General features: G+C 55.2%; 15 protein-coding genes and 1 other RNA gene. 13 read left to right on the top strand and 3 right to left on the bottom strand.

Annotation, left to right across the window (positions count from 1 at the left end; all coding sequences use genetic code 11):
- The first annotated feature begins 98 nt into the window (after positions 1-98).
- The 4 genes from ACTQ1N_RS04540 to ACTQ1N_RS04525 are packed head-to-tail and all read left to right on the top strand — an operon-like array spanning position 99 to position 3,587.
- Positions 99-827: a carbohydrate-binding domain-containing protein gene (locus tag ACTQ1N_RS04540; protein WP_441955050.1), complete on the top strand. Its 729-nt coding sequence runs from the start codon at positions 99-101 to the stop codon at positions 825-827.
- 45 nt (positions 828-872) lie between these two features.
- The gene (locus ACTQ1N_RS04535) at positions 873-1,997 is read left to right on the top strand and encodes a GtrA family protein (protein WP_441955048.1); all 1,125 of its coding nucleotides are present in this window, start codon (positions 873-875) and stop codon (positions 1,995-1,997) included.
- On the top strand, positions 1,994-3,103 hold the full coding sequence (locus ACTQ1N_RS04530) for a phosphodiester glycosidase family protein (RefSeq protein WP_441955046.1): 1,110 nt from the start codon (positions 1,994-1,996) through the stop codon (positions 3,101-3,103). The genes ACTQ1N_RS04535 and ACTQ1N_RS04530 overlap by 4 nt, the downstream gene beginning before the upstream one ends.
- A complete protein-coding gene (locus ACTQ1N_RS04525; protein WP_441955044.1) occupies positions 3,087-3,587 on the top strand; it encodes a hypothetical protein in 501 nt (166 codons plus the stop codon). The genes ACTQ1N_RS04530 and ACTQ1N_RS04525 overlap by 17 nt, the downstream gene beginning before the upstream one ends.
- Here ACTQ1N_RS04525 and ACTQ1N_RS04520 read toward each other — a convergent pair.
- Entirely contained in the window at positions 3,526-4,809 is a 1,284-nt protein-coding gene (locus tag ACTQ1N_RS04520; RefSeq protein WP_441955042.1) for a sensor histidine kinase, read from the bottom strand. The genes ACTQ1N_RS04525 and ACTQ1N_RS04520 overlap by 62 nt on opposite strands.
- Positions 4,802-5,479, bottom strand: coding sequence for a response regulator transcription factor (locus ACTQ1N_RS04515; protein WP_441955040.1), 678 nt, complete (start codon positions 5,477-5,479; stop codon positions 4,802-4,804). The genes ACTQ1N_RS04520 and ACTQ1N_RS04515 overlap by 8 nt, the downstream gene beginning before the upstream one ends.
- A 165-nt stretch (positions 5,480-5,644) precedes the next feature.
- On the opposite strand from ACTQ1N_RS04515, the gene ACTQ1N_RS04510 reads away from it, so the two are divergent.
- From ACTQ1N_RS04510 to ACTQ1N_RS04495, 4 genes are all read left to right on the top strand, one after another.
- Complete coding sequence (locus ACTQ1N_RS04510; protein WP_441955038.1) at positions 5,645-6,382, top strand: VTC domain-containing protein; 738 nt, start codon at positions 5,645-5,647, stop codon at positions 6,380-6,382.
- A gap of 53 nt (positions 6,383-6,435) precedes the next feature.
- The gene (locus ACTQ1N_RS04505) at positions 6,436-7,113 is read left to right on the top strand and encodes a DUF4956 domain-containing protein (RefSeq protein ID WP_441955036.1); all 678 of its coding nucleotides are present in this window, start codon (positions 6,436-6,438) and stop codon (positions 7,111-7,113) included.
- Positions 7,114-7,332: 219 nt separating this feature from the next.
- Positions 7,333-8,799, top strand: coding sequence for a sensor histidine kinase (locus tag ACTQ1N_RS04500; protein WP_441955034.1), 1,467 nt, complete (start codon positions 7,333-7,335; stop codon positions 8,797-8,799).
- Between the two features lie 148 nt (positions 8,800-8,947).
- Positions 8,948-10,009: a GerMN domain-containing protein gene (locus ACTQ1N_RS04495; protein WP_441955032.1), complete on the top strand. Its 1,062-nt coding sequence runs from the start codon at positions 8,948-8,950 to the stop codon at positions 10,007-10,009.
- A 33-nt stretch (positions 10,010-10,042) separates the two neighbouring features.
- Here the strand turns inward: ACTQ1N_RS04495 and ACTQ1N_RS04490 are convergent, their stop codons facing one another.
- Positions 10,043-12,535: a ComEC/Rec2 family competence protein gene (locus ACTQ1N_RS04490; RefSeq protein WP_441955030.1), complete on the bottom strand. Its 2,493-nt coding sequence runs from the start codon at positions 12,533-12,535 to the stop codon at positions 10,043-10,045.
- Positions 12,536-12,688: 153 nt separating this feature from the next.
- Here ACTQ1N_RS04490 and ACTQ1N_RS04485 point away from each other — a divergent pair, with 153 nt between their 5' ends.
- The 5 genes from ACTQ1N_RS04485 (at position 12,689) to rnpB (ending at position 18,807) form a co-directional block, all read left to right on the top strand.
- Complete coding sequence (locus tag ACTQ1N_RS04485) at positions 12,689-13,684, top strand: deoxyguanosinetriphosphate triphosphohydrolase (RefSeq protein ID WP_441955058.1); 996 nt, start codon at positions 12,689-12,691, stop codon at positions 13,682-13,684.
- A gap of 197 nt (positions 13,685-13,881) precedes the next feature.
- Positions 13,882-15,840 (top strand): DNA primase, encoded by a 1,959-nt coding sequence (gene dnaG, locus ACTQ1N_RS04480; protein ID WP_441955028.1) that lies wholly within the window; start codon positions 13,882-13,884, stop codon positions 15,838-15,840.
- Positions 15,837-16,628, top strand: a complete 792-nt coding sequence (locus ACTQ1N_RS04475; protein WP_441955026.1) for a tRNA (adenine(22)-N(1))-methyltransferase — start codon at positions 15,837-15,839, stop codon at positions 16,626-16,628. The genes dnaG and ACTQ1N_RS04475 overlap by 4 nt, the downstream gene beginning before the upstream one ends.
- Positions 16,625-18,283: a nucleoside kinase gene (locus ACTQ1N_RS04470; RefSeq protein WP_441955024.1), complete on the top strand. Its 1,659-nt coding sequence runs from the start codon at positions 16,625-16,627 to the stop codon at positions 18,281-18,283. Before ACTQ1N_RS04475 ends, ACTQ1N_RS04470 begins: the two co-directional genes overlap by 4 nt.
- Before the next feature lie 178 nt (positions 18,284-18,461).
- An RNA gene (rnpB, locus tag ACTQ1N_RS04465) (RNase P RNA component class A) lies at positions 18,462-18,807 on the top strand.
- The last annotated feature ends 34 nt before the right edge of the window (positions 18,808-18,841 follow it).

Raw genomic sequence — 18,841 nt, 5'->3', positions numbered from 1 at the left:
CACGGCATAAAGCAATCCGATGTAAAATCCATCAGAATAATTTATGCTGTGCCTCTTTTTAATTTGATTGAATGTGGTATGGTTTAGGACCAGATAAAATGCGGGATAACAACATAACGACATCTGGAAAGGGACTGGAATCCAATGATTCGACGGCCATCTGTGACGGAACCTTCACAATCGATGCGAAGGAGGGTATGGAGAGCACGTATGTCCGGATTGATGGCGGTACATTTGAGATCAGTGCAAGCGATGATGGAATCAACGCCGCAGCAAACAGCGACAAAAACGAAGTGCAGGTTGAGATCAATGGCGGAACTCTGTCTATCAAGATGGGATCAGGCGATACAGATGGAATTGATTCCAATGGCGAGCTCACTATCAATGGCGGAAACATCTCGATCGAGTGCAATTCTCCATTTGACTACGACGGGACCGGGACGCTGAATGGCGGAACCGTCGTTGTAAACGGCGAAGAGGTGACAGAGCTGACCAACCAGTTCGGAGGCGGAATGGGCGGCATGGGCAAGGGTGGCATGGGCAAACAAGGCATGGCCCCTGGTGGCTTTGGACCAGGGAATCAGCATCCCGGAGACACGGACGCAAATTCCGGGAGCACGGATGAAACAGATGCTGAGTCCGGCAGTACGGATGAGAGCGCCGGGAAGACAGATGCCGGAGCCAGTAATATAGATTCTGGGAACCAGACTTTCGGGAAGATGGAACCTGGGGACAGGCAAAAGAGTGATCAGGGTTCCAACGGTACAGACGCAGATTCTGGAAGTACCCCCACCGCGGGGGAAGAGACGGGCGGACAGGGAATCTGATGACGCCAGCATCCATATACCGGGAGAAGGAACGGAGGTGATTCTATGAGAATCGCGTTAATTCCGGCATTTGAACCGGATCTGAAACTCATCCATACTGCCCGTGAACTTCGTGAGACAGGGTTTGAGGTTGTGATCGTCAATGATGGCAGCGGCAGCCGTTACCATGGTGTGTTCGAAGAGGCTGCCGCCTGTGGAGCGGTTCTTTCATACAGTAAAAACCGCGGGAAAGGCACTGTCCTCAAAGATGGACTTCGATATATTCAGCAGCGTTATCAACCGCCTTATACCGTGGTGACGGTGGATGCGGACGGGCAGCATAAGACAGCAGATGCTGTCCGGTGTTGCCTGGAGGCAGAAAAGCAGCCGGAAGCACTGATTCTTGGAAGCCGGCGGGACGATGCGGGACAGGTGCGGGTGCCACTTCGGTCCCGCTTTGGAAACACCCTGACGCGGCAGATTTTCCGGATCCGGACAGGTGTGTCTGTCTATGACACACAGACTGGACTGAGGGCCTTTTCTGACAGGCTGGTTCCGCCGCTGTTAAACATTCCTGGCGACCGCTATGAATATGAGATGAATATGCTGCTTGTCTTCGCGGATCAAAAGAGACCGATCGTGGAGATTTCGATCTCAAAAATTTATATCAATGGAAATGAGACCTCCCATTTCGACCCGGTCAAGGATTCGATCCGCATCTACAAGTGCATTCTGAAGGTCCCGGATGTCGTGAAGTTCGGACTTTCATCCCTGATCGGCTTTCTGACAGACTACGGAACTTACGCGGCTCTTGTGACGATGGCGGGATGGATGGGGGCGCCGGCTTTATTCGCAGTAACCGTTTCAAACATCCTGGCCAGAGTGCTGAGTGCAAGTGTAAACTTTACCATCAATCGGAAATATGTGTTCCGGTCAACAGAAAAGGCTGCGGTCAGTGCTTTTCAGTACGCGATCCTGGCAGCTGCCATTCTTGCAGGAAACACAGTTCTTCTGAATATCCTGGTCGAAGAGGCAGGGGTCAGCAGATACCTGGCAAGGCTGGTGACCGAGCTTACATTTTTCACGCTGAGCTGGATTGTGCAGAAATGGATCATCTTCAAAGACAAGCCATCGTGCAGTATGAAGCCGGGAAGATATCTGCCGGTTTGCGGAAAAGGAGAAGTGGAATGAAAAGGAAAAAGAGAAGGTGGGGAATCTGGGCAAGAGGAGCAGTCACAGCCTTCTCTATGTTTGTCGCGCTTGACACGTTTATCATTCCGGCATCCTACTCATCCGTAAAGGCAAGTGACAGTACGCTGTTCTCAGAACTGGAGAGCAGAGCTGCCGCGGAAGACACAGCAGCGACAGCTGCGGCAGGTGCAGAAGGCACGAATGTGGTGTCAGATGACAGTGAAACAGCGGCAGCTGCAGAGAGCGGAGTGGAGGCAGATGCAGAGAGTACAGATGTGACAGCTGCAGCGAACACAGCTGCGGCAGATACAGAAAGCACAGCTGCAGCGATGGCAGACAGTGACGCAGCGACAGGGGAGACAGCTTCTGCAGGCGGGCTGTCCGGGACGAGCCTTGGAACAGCAACGACGGATGACTACAGCATCACAGTGACACAATATCAGGAATATGACACTGCCATCTATGTAGCGGATATCACTGTCTCCAGCGCAGAGATCATTAAAACCGCTTTGGCGGATGACACATATGGAAAGAACATCACGGCGTACACATCCACCACCGCCTCAGAGAATCAGGCGGTGCTCGCGATCAATGGAGACTATTATGGCGCACAGGAATCCGGCTATGTGATCCGGAACGGCGTGGCATACAGGGAAGCATCCGACGGAGAGGATATTCTCGTCCTGTATGCAGATGGATCGATGGAGGTGCTGGACAGCGATGATGTGACGGTGCAGCAGCTTCTTGACCAGGGAGCCTGGCAGACGTGTAGCTTCGGACCGGGACTGTTGTCAGACGGGGAAGTGACGGTTGGAGAAAATACGGAGGTCTCCCGTGCAATGAATTCCAATCCGCGGACAGCAATCGGACAGATCGATGACAATCATTACGTCTTTGTCGTCTCGGATGGGCGGACGGATGAGAGCAAGGGACTTAGCCTGTATGAGCTGGCAGAATTTATGCAAAAACTCGGCTGCAGGACTGCATACAACCTGGATGGAGGCGGAAGCTCCACGATGTACTTCAACGGATCGGTCATCAACAATCCGACGACAAACGGACGGATCAAGGAAAGGGCGGTGTCGGACATTGTTTATATTGGATAAGGAACAGAAATATCTGGTCAGAAATGGAGCCGCGGCGGTATTCCTGCTGGTATTTGCCTTGATTTATGAACATTTCTCCCACGGCGTGATATCTGGATACATGCTCGGAGCCTGGCTGATTCCGCTGGTGGGCTCCATCCCGTATCTTGGTATCGAATGGCTGCACCGGCAGCATGCGGCAGAGGACGAAGGAAACCGGCAAGCCGCTGCCTGCGGGCTCTGGCAGCTTGGCATCTTCACCCTCTCGCAGGGGTTCATCATGAAGGGCATCATCGAGATCTACGGGACGACCAATCGGTGCACAGCCGCCTATGTCCCGGCAGCAGCGTTGTTTTTCATCGCAGCTGCGGGGGCGGCGGTGATAAGGAGAAAGAGACCTGGTAGAAGCAGAAAGATGCCGTCAGAAAATCAGCCAGGATCCATCACGGAAAGAGAATCCGGAAAACAATCCGGTGCGCTTCATCCTCCGAGACGTGGAGGGTAAGATGGTTCCTGGCAGCGATGGCCTGCGCGATGGAGAGGCCGAGTCCATATCCTCTGGCTGTTGCTCCCCCGCTCCTGGAGGGATCGCCCCGGTAGAAACGGTCGAAAAAGCGGTCCAGCTGGTCGGACGGTGTCGACCTGTCCCAGGCGTTGACGGTCTCGAAGCAGACATGGCGTCCCTGCCGGAAAAGTCTCAGCTCTACATCCGTGTCTGGCAGGGCATATTTGAGGGCATTATCCGTCAGGATGGTCAGAAGCTGGACGACGGAAGCCTCGTCCGCCGTCACAGTCAAGTTCTCTGCAATCCTCGTGCAGATCGGGGTGTTGTTCATGTCCCCGATTCCCTCAAATGCGTCCGCAGTGTCCTGCACAGCCTGACTGAGGTTGAACGGCTTCATCTTCAGCTCACTCTGGGCTTCCTCAAGCCGGGAAAGGCTGATCAGATGTTCGATGAGTCCCCGGAGTTTTCCGACCTGTTTCTTCGTCCCTTTCACCCATTCATTGTCCGGCAGATCCATCGCGAGGATGTCCATGTTGGTTCCGATCACTGACAGCGGGGTCTTCAGCTCGTGGCCGGCATCTGTAATGAAGCGTTTCTGCTTTTCCATGCTTTCCCGGAGCGGCCAGATCGCCTTCTCCGACATCCGGCAGATAAAAAGAAACGTTAAAAGCAATCCGCCAAGTCCAACCAGAATGGAGGTCAGGAGGAGCGATCTCATAGCCTTGAGCTCCGTCGTGCAGTCAAGCAGACGAATCTGCTTCGAACCTTCATTTCCAATTTCACGGACTTCATAGAGATAGTTATTGTAGATACCAGAAGCGTGTCCGCGGCTGAGAATGTCCAAGGCAAGGGCCGAAGCCTCCTCATCATCAAGTCCGAAGGAGCCTCCGCTTGCATGCGAGGTGCCGTTTTCATCTACAAAGATTGTGAAATACCGGCCGGCATACTGCACCTCAGCCGTATTGCGCATTTCTCTGTGAAAGTTGGGCGGATACGCCTGACTGCTGACATCGGGCTCTGTCATGTCCTCCTCGTCTTTCTCAGCCCGCTCCTGCGGAGCAGAAAAGATCTGACGCGGATCCATTTCGTCCATCACGGCTTTCAGATTCCTGGTTACCTGCATGTAGTTGATGAGATTAATGGATATGATCAGTGCCAGTGTCACAACGAGCGTCGCGAACATGGCACTGATGATAAATTTTCTGCGAACTTTCTTAAACATCTGTCTTCTCCAGCCTGTAGCCAGCGCCCCGGACGACCTTGATGGATGTCTCTGAGTCCATCGCGGACAGCTGCTTGCGCAAGGTCGAAATATTGACCCATACAACATTGATTTCGGACTCGGAGTCCCAGCCCCAGATGTGCTGCATGAATTCGTCCACGGAGATGATTCTGCCGGGAGAGAGCATCAGCATCTCCATCATCTGAAAAGCTTTGTTGGAAAGGGAGACACTTTTTCCGCGGCAGGACAGCGCGAAGGTGCTCCGGTTCAGGGTCAGGTCTCCGTATGTGACGATGTCCGGAGAATAGGATTCATGACGGCGCAGGAGTGCGCGGATACGGGCCAGCAGTTCTCCGCCGTCGAAAGGCTTCGCCAGATAATCGTCCGCACCGGCATCAAGTCCATTGATCCGGTCTTCCACCTCCCCCATCGCGGTCAGCATGATGACCGGAACCTGGCTGCCGGCGGCCCGGGCTTTCCGAACCACTTCGTCGCCATTCATACCTGGCATCATGATATCCATGATGCAGGCATCGTAATCTCCGTCTGTCAGATAGGTCAGAGCGTCGTTCCCATTGTAAACCGGATCTACGCTGTAGTGACTGCGTGTCAGAAGCGCAGTGACAGAACGAGAAACATCTGGATCATCCTCGGCAAACAATAGCTTCATGAGAGAACCTCCTTGCCTGTATTCATTGTATATAGTATGTCATCCGAACCTAAAACAAAACAAAAATGAGTTTTAGGTTGGTTTTAATTTTCCATCTTACACTCTGCTCATACCAAAAACACACATGGAATTTACATTCATCGTCATGCAGAAAGGAAGAACAGGATGGCAGGGAAAAAAGAGCAGACGATCCTGACATTTCAACGGACAGAGGTCAAGTACAGGATGAGCAGGGTTCAGTATCAGGGATTCATGGCGCGTACAAAAATGCTTCGGGTTCCGGATGAGGCCTATCCGCACAGCCTGATTCTGAATATCTACTATGATACGGATCACGATGAGCTTGTGACCAGATCTCTGGACAAGCCAGTCTACAAGGAAAAGCTTCGGGTCAGAAGCTATGGGATTCCCGGAAAGCGGAGTTCGGTTTTTGTGGAACTGAAGAAAAAATACGACGGAATTGTCTATAAACGCCGGTCGGAAATGAGCCTTTGGGAGGCGGAAAATTTTCTCCAGCGAGGGATCAGGCCGGCACTGGACAGCCAGATCAACAGAGAGCTTGAATATTTCAGAGCGTTTTACAGACCGCACCCGGAGATGGTGCTCTGCTACGACCGCGATTCCTACCAGGGTACGTTCGATCCGGATTTCCGGATGACAATCGACCGGAACATCCGCTACAGGGAGCAGGACCTGCGGCTCGAGGATGGAGATCAGGGTAACCTGCTCCGTACCGAGACACCATATCTGATGGAACTGAAGGTAGGGGACGCACTTCCGATTGAAGTGGCCAGAATTCTGAGCGAGCTGAGGATCTTTCCTGCATCCTTCTCCAAATATGGGGAGGCTTACAGGGTCAGTCACAGCAGGGCGGCTGCCTCTGCACAGGCAGCCTGCAGATGACAAGACCTCCGCTGAAAAGATGGAGGTTTGCTCAGATAGAGGAGGAACAGGTTATGTTTACGAGTATTATCAGCAATTCTTCTGATTCGATCACATTTACAACAGCCATGATCTGCCTCGCGGCAGCACTGGTTCTCGGGCTGGTCTTTTCAGCCGTCTATATGCACTGCAGCGAGCGGTTTACAAAAAACTTTGTTGTGACGCTGGCACTTCTGCCGGCGATGGTTGCAACTGTCATCTTCATGACCAATGGATCTCTGGGCAGCGCAGTCGCTGTGGCGGGTGCATTTTCCCTGGTACGGTTCCGGTCGGTGCCTGGTACCTCGAGGGAGATTCTGTCGATCTTCTTTGCCATGACCATCGGACTGGCTTGCGGGATGGGACAGCTCGCCTTCGCAGCTGTCTTCACGGTTCTTCTTTCAGGATGTTTTGTGTTCCTGATGAAGTCCTCCTATGCAGGAAAGGGCAGCGGAGAGCGGTCACTCAGGGTGACCATCCCGGAGAATCTCGATTACACAGAGATCTTTGACGATATCTTCGTGAAGTATACAACAGGCAGCAGGCTCGAGCGTGTCAGGACGGTCGGACTCGGGAGCATGTACGAACTCAGCTACATGATTACAATGAAGAATGAGAACGATCAGAAGGCTATGCTGGATGAGATCCGCGCAAGAAATGGAAATCTGTCTGTCGTCTATGGACGCGTGGCGGAGAATGTCCAGGAGCTTTGACGTCTCCTGCCTGTTTTCTGACAGACGTCCCGACCTTTCCTGCATGCGATTTTCCGCTGCCGCCCCTCTGCCCGGCTGCGCTTGACTTCTCTGCGAGGCTCATATAGTATCAGAGAGGCTCAGTTGGGAAGATCTGACACAGGATACGGGATCGCGAACAGCAGAAACTGCCCGCAGGAGTGCCAGAGGAAAGGCAGAAAAGTTGAGGGACGCTTACAGATGAAGGACAGGTTTCGCAAAGTTGCGAAAAGTATGCATTTCAGGGTGCTGATCATCCTGCTTGTGACAGGGCTGGTTCCGATCAATCTGATCAAGTCCGGGATTCTGAAAAACTATGAGCACCAGACGGTGGAACAGCGGGCATATCTGATCCGGAGTCAGTGTACCTTGATGGGCGCGGATTTTATTGCCGACGGCTATCTGGACGGGAAACAGTCAGATACACTGGAGTCCAGGATGAAGCAGGTTGCCGATCTGTACCAGGGCCGGGTGATGATCATCAACTCGGACTACAAGATCATCCGCGACACATATGGGCTGGATGAGGGGAAGACGGTCGTCGCGAGGGAGCTGATCGACTGCTTCTCGGGGAAAACCGGGAAATATTATACACAGACGAGCGACTTTATCGAGGTGATCACCCCGATTGAAGATGACGAAACGAAGGAGATCCGCGGAGCGTTTTTGATCTCCGTTCCGACAGCGGATATCATTGAAGGAGAGCGGTCATTGTCCAGGACGGTGCTGCTCCTCCAGATAGTCCTGACCTTTGCAATTGTCGCGGTGTCATTCTATGCGTCGAGTATCCTTGTCCGGCCGTTCCGGAAGGTCACCGATTACCTGAACTCCGGGACAGATTTTCTGGCGGAGGATCTGTCGATGCCGGACTATACGGAAACAGAGATGCTGGCAAAGGCATACAACCAGATGCGGCATCATCTGAAAGAGCAGGAGGAATCCAGACAGCAGTTTGTCTCCAATGTCTCCCATGAGCTGAAGACGCCGATGACCTCCATGAAGGTCCTCTCGGATTCGCTGATCCAGCAGGCACAGGTCGGGGAAGTCCCGAACGAGATGTACGAGGATTTCATGATTGACATCAGCCATGAGATCGACCGGGAGAATAAAATCATCACGGATCTGCTGGAACTGGTCAAGATGGACCGGAAGTCGACGATCATCCATATTGAAGATACGAATATCAACGACCTGATCAACCTGATTCTGAAGCGGCTGCGCCCGATTGCCGAGAAGCAGCAGATCGACATCAGCCTGGAAAGCTACAAGCCGATCATTGCGCAGGTTGACCGGACGAAGCTGACACTTGCGATATCCAATCTGATTGAAAATGGAATCAAGTACAACAAGGAGAAGGGCTGGGTCCATGTATCGCTGAACGTGGACAATACGTATTTCTATATCAAGGTTGAGGACTCTGGCATCGGTATTCCGAAGGAGGACCAGGACCATATCTTTGAGCGTTTTTACCGGGTTGATAAGTCGCACAGCCGGGAGATCGGAGGCACCGGACTGGGACTGGCGATCACGCGGTCTGCGGTTCTTGTCCATCATGGCGCGATTCGTGTCTACTCAAGGCTCGGGGAGGGTACGACCTTCACTGTCCGGATCCCTCTGAAGTATACGAAGACCGGAAAGGAGCAGGGTGCGGAAAAAGCCGGAACATGAAAAGCGGCAGAGAAGGCAGCTGGCAATGTGACTGGAAAGGCGTCTGGTGTGCCAGAGAATGCACACTGGCGCCTGCACTGCACGCTGAATGAGGTTCAGGCAGGAAAAACCGTGAGATGACAGGCGGATGGGAGACATGACGGGTAGGATGAGTGAAAACAGAATCAGAACAGGCGGATTCAGGCAGGGGACAGCGGTGCTGCTGGCGCTTTGCCTGTTCGTCGTTTCCGTGCTTTCAGGTTGTTCTGCGAAGGCAGGGAATGATCAGCCGGAAGGAAAAAAGACTGGGGATTACCGCATTTATTATATGAATGCAGACGGCAGCCAGCTTCAGTACGAACATTACAAGCCCGAGAGCCAGGACTTCGAAGGGATCCTGAAGGAGCTTCTGACGCAGTTCTGTACATCCCCGAAGGAAAAGGAAATTACGGCGCTGCCGGCTTCGGTGAAGATCAATTCCACAACGATTGGCATCTCCGAGATTGGTGTGGATTTCAGCTCGGGCTATCTGTCACTCTCCAAGCCGCAGGAGCTGCTTTTGAGGGCAGCGCTTGTTGAGACGCTTGTTCAGCTTCCGGGGGTCGATACGGTGCGGTTTACAGTCGAGGGACAGCCGCTGACGCTGAATGGGGCGGAGGTTGGCGCCATGAACAAGGATACCTTCATTGTTCCGGACGGCGACGCCATCAACTCCTACCGGACGCTCGAGCTGCCGCTGTATTTCAGCAGTCAGGACGGCAGGAAGCTCGTAAAAGAAAACCGAAAGATCTACTATTCCAGCAACATCAATACGGAGCGGATTGTCGCCGAGCAGATTATCAGCGGACCGAAGGATGACAGCCTTCTTCCGGTGACCGGTTCGTCGGTGATCGTGCTGGCTGCGCGTATCAAGGGAGACACCTGTCTCATTGACTTCAGCAGCGCAGTGAATGATCTGCCGGCTGCGGACAGCCCGGTTCAGCCGGAGACGACGATCTATGCGTTTGTCAATGCAATCTGCGAGGCCTGTGCGGATGAAGGCGTGAAAGGGGTTCGTTTTACCATAGAGGGAAGAAGCGATAAACGGTTCCGGGGGCAGGTCAACCTTGATCAGACCTTTACGCCGGACGCGGATATCGTAGAGCAGGCAGGTTCCGGAGAGGAGGAGGCAGGCGTCCTGGTTGATAATAGCCGTCAGGATGTTTCGTCCGAGGCAGCGACAGAAAGCTGATTTGGCTTGGGTTCTGTCTCAAAGGCAGACGGATCAGCCTTCCGTAAGGCAGAAGGCGCCGCTTTGGTCTGTGCGGAAATAGGGAAGCCCTTTGTCCTCCAGCCGTTTCAGCATCGCGGCGGCCGGGTGCCCGTACCGATTGTTCCGGCCGCAGGAGATGAGTACAAGATCGGGGCGGACAAGGGAGAGAAATCTTTCCGAGGTTGCGCCCAGGCTTCCGTGGTGGCCTGCAAGAAGGATTGTCCGGCTGTTATTTTCTGAATGACCCCGGGGCGGGGAGAAGAGCGTCGTATCCTGGTATGCGCGCACAAGCTTCTCCTCGCCTTCTTTTTCAAGATCTCCGGTAAAGAGAATCCGGATATCCTGCCAGGAAAGAGAAAGCACGATGCAGTCCTCATTGTCGGATCCTGTCATCCTCTCAGGAGACGGAGACAGGACTCGAAGATTGAGCTGCTTGTGGTGAAATTCGGAACCCTCGCGGACCGTTGAGACCGGGAGATTGAACCTGCGGGCAGCGTCGATGATCTCTGCCATGGCAGTTTCATCATGGGAGCGGTCTGTCTGCGGCAGCAGAATGCGCCCGACACGAATCCCGCCCGCCTGCGCTTCGAAAACCTGCGGCGGGATTGCTTCGCGCACCTGCGCGGCTGTTTTCTGCTGCGCCAAAGTTGTCTGTTCTGCCTGCATGCCTTCAGGCTGCAGATACTGAAAGAAGGCGGCGCCTGGCAGCATGCCGTGCATGCCGCCGAGCAGCTCCTTCGCACCGCTGGTGTGATCACCGTCCGCATGAGACAGAAAAAGCAGATCAATGCGGCTGATCCCATAGTACTTCAGAGCAGGCTCCACCCGCCTGCGCCAGACATCCTTCACCGAGCTGGACCCGCAGTCAAAAAGCATGGTGAGACCGTTCTGCTCAACCAGTGCACAGCTGCCCTGGCCGACGTCCAGACAGGTGAAGCGGAAGGACGGCTTTTTGTGGATGAGCATCAGGAGGAAAAGGGAGAGCAGAAGACATGCGTGAAGGAACCGGATCTTCTTCCGGTTTTTCAGGAAGGTTTTCCGGTCCGGGAGACGAATGATGAGACAGAAGGAAAGAAGGCAGACGTAGTAGAGCACCATTTTCCAGACGGGCGGGCGGCCGGTGATCACGACATCCCCCGGGATGCGCTGCGCCAGCCGGCACAGGAGGCGGAACAGATCAAGCAGATACCCGCACGGACCGCCTGCCAGGCGGGCGGAGGTCAGGAAAAAGGAGCCAAGCGGAATCAGCAGGCCGGCGAGAATGCCGATCGTTCCGAAGAACATCACAAGACTCATGGACGGAAGGACAACCAGTCCGACCAGGATGCCATAGGGTGTGGTCTGATAGTAAAACCAGAGGGCGCACGGGAGAACGCCTGCCTGAAGCGCCAGGGCGCCTGAAAGGCGTCTTGAAAGTGCATGGCGGGGATTCCAGATGTCGGAGAAGACGGGTTCCAGAAGCGCGAGGGACAGGATACATCCAAAGGACAGTAAAAATCCGGCATCCGTCAGGGCAAGGGGCTGCCGGATGAGGATCAGGATGGCGGCAGCTCCGAGTGCTGTGAGGCGGTCAAATGTCCGGCCGGTTACCTGAGACCCGAGCCAGAGCAGGAACATCACGACTGCCCGGACCGCAGAGTAGCTGCTCCCGGTCATCAGACAATAGCTGACGACGAGGAATCCGGATGCGAGGGCGGAGACAAGGAAGCTCTGTCTGAGGCGTCTCAGAATCTGGTAGAGCGTCAGGCCAAGCAATGTGACATGGAGGGAGGAGACCGCGAGGACATGGAGAATCCCGCCGTCCTGGAAGAGCTGTCTGGTCTCCGCGTCTAAACCTGAACGGTCGCCAAGGACAATCGCGGACATGAGTGCACTGTTACGGGGGCCGAATACCTGCTCTGCACCCTTTCGAAGAGACAGACGGAGGGCGGCCAGAGCATTGAGAAAGAGGCTGCCGCGTCTTTGATCAGAGCCTTTCAGTGCGACGTCGGATAGCTTCATATAGACATGCCGGGCATAGCTGGCCTTCTGCGCATCATACTGACCGGGGTTTGTGGCCGGCTCCGGGAGCGCTGCCTTTCCGGACAGGGTGACGCGGCTTCCGATCCGGCAGGCACGGTAGATGTCTGCCTGGTCCGGCTTCTGTGAATATGGAAGTGCCTCATCAGGCGGGCCATTTAAAAAGACACGGATCCTGCCCTTGCGAGGCCACCGCTCCTTTAATTGTTTCATCAGTGCCTGGTAGGCGGAAGCGTGCGATTCATTCTTTTTCAGAAATGTGATGGATCCAAGCTGAAGTCTGTAGCCTTCTGCGGTTGTTTCCTTCGACAGCACTTCTCCGGAGAGCAGCAGATACCGGCCTTCAGCGCAGGACAGGTCGATGGAACCCGGCGGGGCGTGAAGGCCGCGCAGAATGCTGAAAAGGACCGCCAGAGCAGCCAGAAGGCAGACGGGACGGCCTGTGATTTCCGTGCGGGGGATCGGAATCCTTGAAAGAATGGACATTCGACAGTCTCCTGAATAGGCGAAGCGGTTGACTCGTGGTACAATAGAATCAATCAGCAGTTTTTGAGACAGGTACATGGACGCGCTGGCAGATCTTGACCAGAATGTCTGAAGGGAGGTGCCGGGGTGAATCGGGAACGTTCCATCCGTGAGATGGCGGAAGAAAGGGAATACGAGGTTCTCAGTCCTTATGCTGCACACGCGGGTGATTCGAAGGGACGGGATCGGGAGGAGCCGCAGTGCGACATCCGAACGGTCTACCAGAGAGACCGCGACCGGATTCTGCACAGCAAGTCGTTTCGCCGGCTGGCTCATAAGACGCAGGTTTTTATTGCGCCGATGGGCGATCATTACCGTACCCGTCTGACGCATACGCTGGAGGTCTCGCAGCTTTCCAGGACAATCGCAAAGGCGCTCCGGCTCAATGATGATCTGTGCGATGCCATCGCACTCGGTCATGACCTCGGGCATACGCCATTTGGTCATACGGGAGAGCGGGTTCTGAATGAAATCTGTCCGCTGGGCTTCGCTCATTTCAGACAGAGCATCCGTGTGGTGGAGGTCCTGGAGAAGAACGGGGAAGGATTGAATCTGACCTGGGAGGTGCGGGACGGGATCCTCAATCACCGGACATCGGGACATCCTTCGACCCTTGAGGGCCAGATTGTGCGGTTCTGTGACAAGATTGCTTATATCAATCACGATATCGATGATGCCGAGCGTGCGGGCATACTGTCAGAGGAAGACATCCCGAAGTCGTACCGGGAGATTCTGGGTGGTTCCACGCGGGACAGGCTTAATACGCTGATTCATGATGTCATATACAGCAGCCTGGACAAAGCAGACATCCGGATGTCTCCGTCAATTGAAACGGCGATGATGGAGCTTCGGAAGTTCATGTTCGACCATGTCTATCTGAACTCTGTCGCCAAGACGGAGGAAGGGAAAGTCAGCCGGATGATCACGATGCTTTATCAGTACTACGAGAAACATGTCGACGAGATGCCGCAGGAATATATCGATCTGATTGAGAAGAAGGGGCAGCCTGAGCCGCGGGTGGTGTGCGATTACATATCCGGAATGACGGACCAGTATTCGATCTCGAAGTTCCGTGAACTGTTTGTACCGCAGTCTTGGCAGAAGAAGTGAAGCCGGGATGGATTTATAAAGTAGCACAGGATGGCTGATCACGCAAGCGCAGGCGGTCAGATGCCGGCAGAGTGTGTGCGGACAAAAGAAGGCAGGATACATGCAGACAGGCTGCCGGCCGGACATAGGAAGGGCAGCTGCAGAGAACCTGCCCGGTTGAGCAGTGCTGCAGGAAGATGCAAAGGGGGAAGGGACGTTTGTACTATTCGGATGAGATCATCGACAAGGTCCGGGACGCGACGGACATTGTGCGTCTGATCGGTGCCAGTGTCCGGCTGAAGAAGGCCGGGCGGCGGTATGTCGGACTGTGCCCTTTTCACAATGAAAAGACGCCGTCCTTCAGTGTCGATCCGGATCGTCAGATGTACTACTGCTTTGGCTGCCATAAGGGCGGAAATGTATTTACCTTCCTGGAGGAGCACGACAACATGACTTTTCAGGAAGCGGTCCAGACGCTCGCCGGTCAGGCCGGGATCAGCCTGCCGGAGCAGTCCTACCGCCCGGGAGAGAAAAAAGCCCGTGATGAGAAGATGCAGATCCTGGAGCTCAACAAGGTGGCGGCGACATGGTTCTTCAAGGAACTTCACAGCGCCGAGGGGCGGGAGGGACTTTCCTATCTGCGGGGCAGAAAACTGACGGATGAGACGATCCAGCGCTTCGGGCTTGGCTTTGCGCCTGCGGATTCTTCATCGCTGTACAATTACCTGAAGGGGCGCGGGTTTTCGGACGAGCTGATCCGCATGTCCGGGCTGATGAACCTGGATGAACTACGGGGAAGGATGTATGATCGTTTCCGCAACAGAGTGATCTTCCCGATTCTGGACACACAGAATCGGGTGATCGGATTCGGCGGCCGCGTGATGGGGGATGCAAAGCCGAAGTATCTCAACAGTCCGGAATCAGCTGTCTTCGACAAGAGCCGGAATCTGTACGGATACAATGTCGCACGCCGCACACGTGCCGGGAAACTGATTCTCTGCGAGGGCTATATGGACGTCATTGCGATGCATCAGGCAGGCTTCACGTACGCTGTGGCGTCGCTCGGGACAGCCCTGACCTGGCAGCACTGCGAGATCATCCGGAGGTTCACGAAGGATGTCATTCTCAGCTATGACTCGGACCAGGCCGGGACAAACGCCAAGATGCGGGCGATCCCGATGCTGAGGAAGGCCGGCATCACGCCGGTGATCCTCCATCTGGAACCGTACAAGGATCCGGACGAGTTCATCAAGGCAGAGGGGCAGGAAGCTTTCCAGAAACGGCTTGACCAGGCTGAAAATGCATTTCTCTTCGAGGCGGGCGTCATGCAGAAGCGTTTCCGCATGGATGATCCGGACGGAGCGGCCGACTTTTATGATGCGCTTGCCACCCTGATCGCCTCAATGGATGATGTGTTCAAGCGGAAAGGGTATGTGCGGCTTGCGGCGGAACAGTACGGGATCGAGGAGACCGATCTCACGGACCGCGTCCGCGCAAAGCTGGAGAAGGGAATTGTTGACGACCGGTATCTTTCGGCTGCGCGGGGAGGCTCCTCTTATCAACGGGATTACGGGACGGACGCGCGTCCGGATGAAGCGCTGTCAGGGATGGCTGAAGCGTCCTCAGGGGTGGACAGCATGGCAGACGGCGGGCCCGCCTATGAGGACCGGCCGGTTCCGGACTACTATGAGGATCTGTCGACGGGGGATTATTACCAGATTCCGAGGCCGGCGACGCGGCGCGGCAGCGAAGGGTCGGTCGGAGACCAGAGCCTCGAGATGTCCAGAAGGCTGCTGTTATCCTATATCGCAAGGTATCCATCGATTGCTGACGATATCAAACCGTACATCGGGAAGGATGGATATGGAGACAGCCTTGCGGGCAGCGTCGCAAAGATTCTGTACAGTCAGCTGGAGGAGCATCAGAAGGTGGATGAGGCGGCTGTCATCGCCCGGTTCGAGGACACGCAGACGCAGGCGAAGGTTGCGGAGCTCTTCCACACGATGGACATGGCGGCAAATGATTCTGAGCGGGTGAAGGCGATCCGGGAGACCGTCCGGAAGGTGTATGAGGCTTCGCCCATTTCCATGGAGGAAGGAGCAAATGAGATGGCAAAGGCTGTCACGAGAAAGCAGAAGCTGAACCAGATCAGGACGCTTGAGGTGCATCTGTCATGATGCTGTCGGAAAGGCTTCAGGCTGTCTGTGCGCTCTGCCCGCAAGGAGAGTGCCTGGCAGACATCGGTACGGATCACGGGTATGTGCCAGTGACGCTTGTCGAAGAGGGCATTGTAAAGAAAGCGATCGCCATGGACGTCAGAAAGGGACCCCTGTCCCGGGCGAATGCCAGTGTGAAGGAAGCAGGGCTGTCTGACAGAATCAGCCTGAGGCTGTCGGACGGGATGGATGGCCTGCAGGCAGAGGAGGCTGATGTTGTACTCATTGCCGGGATGGGCGGCCCTCTGACGGTCCGGATCCTTACAGCAGGGGAGAGAAAGCTTTCCGGCGTGAAGGCACTCGTCCTGCAGCCGCAGTCGGAGATCGGGGATGTCCGGAGGTATCTGAGCACGCATGGCTGGCGGATCCGGCGCGAGAATATGGTACTGGAGGACGGCAAGTATTATCCGATGATGGAGGCGGAGCGGGGGCAGGAGCCCCTCAGCAGGCTGCAGCTTCAGTATGGGCCGCGGCTGCTGGAGGAGCGGCATCCGGTTCTGCTTCAGTATCTCCGGCATGAGGAGCAGACGCTTCTCCTGGTGCTGGAGAAACTGAAGGCGTCAGAGAATACACCCGGCGCGGAAGATGGAAGCCGTGGGACAGCTTGTACGCAGGACGCGGACAAAGACGGCAGCAGGGAAAAGAAGGATACAGCAGGAGCAGGTGCAGAGCGAAGGGCAGCGCGGATTGCACAGGTGCAGATGGCGCTTGAACTCAACAAAGGAGCACAGGGAGGAGACGTGCGATGATTACAGTGAAGGCAGACGGCGTCAGCAGGCAGTTCCCGGAAGGCGTGCGTTACAAGGAGATCGCAGAGGCGTACCAGAGTCTGGAGCGGTATCCGATTCTGCTTGTCAGCAGCGGGAACAAGCTGAGAGAACTAGGAAAACAGCTGACCCATGACGCGGAGCTGTCCTTCATCACCATGGCGGACAAGATCGGCAGGGACACCTACGCCAGATCTCTCGTTCTGATGATGCTCAAAGCGTTCCAGAACGTGATAGGGACAGAGGAGGAGGTCCATATCTGGGTCCATTTCACAGTGAGTCAGGGCCTGTTCTGTTCGATGAAGAGTGAGAGGACACAGCTTGACGGACAGCTCCTGGACCGGGTGCGCCAGGAAATGAAGCGCCTTGCCTCGCTGAAGATTCCGTTTGAAAAGCGGTCGATGGAGACTTCAAAGGCAGCGCGGCTGTTTGCCCAAAGCCGGATGGACGACAAGGCCAGACTGTTCCGCTACCGGATCAGTTCGCGGACCAACGTCTACAGATTCGACGGATATTGCGACTATAATTATGGCTACATGGTGCCGGATTCATCCTATCTGCAGCAGTTTGATCTGAAGCTGTACGAGGACGGGTTTGTCCTGATGATGCCGACCATACAGGACCCGGAGAAGGTGGCACCGTTTCGGCCGGTCAGAAAGCTGTTCGATGTTCAGAATGAGTCCCGCAAATGGGGCGAACTGATGCACGTCGACACGGTCGGGGATCTGAACGATCTGGTGACAGAGGGCCGGACGCGGGAGCTGATTCTTGCACAGGAGGCGCTGCAGGAAAAGAGAATCGCAGAGATCGCCGATGAAATCACGTCAAGCAGGACAAAGAAACTGATCCTGATTGCAGGTCCGTCCTCCTCCAGCAAGACGACCTTCAGCCACCGGCTTTCTATCCAGCTCTCGGTGCACGGGCTCATTCCGCACCCGGTTCCGATGGATGACTATTTCAAAAACCGCGAGGACACGCCGAGGGATGAAAACGGAAACTATGACTTTGAATCGCTCGATGCCATCGACCTTGCGCTTTTCAGCCGTGATATGACAGATCTTCTGGAGGGAAAAGATGTTCAGCTTCCGACCTTCAACTTCAAGACAGGAAAGCGCGAGTACAAGGGACAGCACCTTTGTCTGTCTGAGCGGGACGTGCTTGTAATCGAGGGCATCCACGGGCTTGACGACAGGGTGACCGCTGCGCTGCCGAAGGAAAGCAGCTTCCGGATCTATATATCCGCCCTCACACAGCTGAACATTGATGAGCACAACCGGATTCCGACGACAGACGGCAGACTGCTGCGCCGGATCGTGCGTGACCAGCGGACCCGGGGGACGAGCGCAAAGAATACGATCGCGATGTGGACAAGTGTGCGGCGCGGAGAGGAGAACTATATCTTCCCGTTCCAGGAGAGTGCGGATGTCATGTTCAACTCTGCGCTGATCTATGAACTCGGGGTGCTCAAGCTCTACGCGGAGCCGATGCTGTTCTCGATCAGGGAGGACGAGCCGGAGTATACGGAGGCGAAACGGCTTCTGAAGTTCCTCGACTACTTCCTGCCGATCCCGCCGGACGATATTCCGAAGAATTCACTGGTCCGGGAGTTCATCGGCGGGGGAACCTTCCTGGCCTGAGCGCCATCATCTGCGCGTTTCCGTAAAGGCAGTTTTCCTGCCGCGCGCGACAGAGGCGGAATCAGAATCTGCTTCTTTTCAGATGCCGGAGCCAGAGACGGCCGACGGGAAGCTGCAGAATGGCATGCCGGGGACTTCCGCTTGCAAATGCAGCCTGCTCTGTGTTAGAGTGTTCGGGTAAGCAGGACAGGCGGCCGCTGCCGGCAGACCGAAAGGTGCCGGGAGAGGAAAGTCCGGGCTTCACAGGGCAGGATGCCGGATAACGTCCGGTGGAGGCGACTCCCAGGAAAGTGCAACAGAAATGTACCGCCGGGATTTTCCCGGTAAGGTTGGAAGGGCAGTGTAAGAGACTACCGCCCGTCCGGTAACGGACGGGGCACATGCAAACCCCATCCGAAGCAAGGCCGAAACGAAGCATATGGCTGCCCGTCAGCTTCAGGTAGGCTGCTTGAGCCCGCCGGCAACGGCGGGCCTGGATAGATGGCCGTCCACGACATAACCCGGCTTATCGTCCTGCTTACATTTCAGACAGATCAGAAAGCAGAATTCTTCTGCCGA

Source organism: Porcincola sp. LCP21S3_C12 (assembly GCF_052118625.1).
Lineage (GTDB): Bacteria > Bacillota > Clostridia > Lachnospirales > Lachnospiraceae > Porcincola.
This window is presented reverse-complemented; position numbering and strand designations above follow the sequence as displayed.

Coding starts and splice junctions, on each gene's coding strand:
- ACTQ1N_RS04540 (WP_441955050.1), top strand. CDS start 99: ATGCGGGATAACAACATAACGACATCTGGAAAGGGACTGGAATCCAAT.
- ACTQ1N_RS04535 (WP_441955048.1), top strand. CDS start 873: ATGAGAATCGCGTTAATTCCGGCATTTGAACCGGATCTGAAACTCATC.
- ACTQ1N_RS04530 (WP_441955046.1), top strand. CDS start 1,994: ATGAAAAGGAAAAAGAGAAGGTGGGGAATCTGGGCAAGAGGAGCAGTC.
- ACTQ1N_RS04520 (WP_441955042.1), bottom strand. CDS start 4,809: ATGTTTAAGAAAGTTCGCAGAAAATTTATCATCAGTGCCATGTTCGCG.
- ACTQ1N_RS04515 (WP_441955040.1), bottom strand. CDS start 5,479: ATGAAGCTATTGTTTGCCGAGGATGATCCAGATGTTTCTCGTTCTGTC.
- ACTQ1N_RS04510 (WP_441955038.1), top strand. CDS start 5,645: ATGGCAGGGAAAAAAGAGCAGACGATCCTGACATTTCAACGGACAGAG.
- ACTQ1N_RS04505 (WP_441955036.1), top strand. CDS start 6,436: ATGTTTACGAGTATTATCAGCAATTCTTCTGATTCGATCACATTTACA.
- ACTQ1N_RS04500 (WP_441955034.1), top strand. CDS start 7,333: ATGAAGGACAGGTTTCGCAAAGTTGCGAAAAGTATGCATTTCAGGGTG.
- ACTQ1N_RS04495 (WP_441955032.1), top strand. CDS start 8,948: ATGAGTGAAAACAGAATCAGAACAGGCGGATTCAGGCAGGGGACAGCG.
- ACTQ1N_RS04490 (WP_441955030.1), bottom strand. CDS start 12,535: ATGTCCATTCTTTCAAGGATTCCGATCCCCCGCACGGAAATCACAGGC.
- ACTQ1N_RS04485 (WP_441955058.1), top strand. CDS start 12,689: ATGGCGGAAGAAAGGGAATACGAGGTTCTCAGTCCTTATGCTGCACAC.
- ACTQ1N_RS04475 (WP_441955026.1), top strand. CDS start 15,837: ATGATGCTGTCGGAAAGGCTTCAGGCTGTCTGTGCGCTCTGCCCGCAA.
- ACTQ1N_RS04470 (WP_441955024.1), top strand. CDS start 16,625: ATGATTACAGTGAAGGCAGACGGCGTCAGCAGGCAGTTCCCGGAAGGC.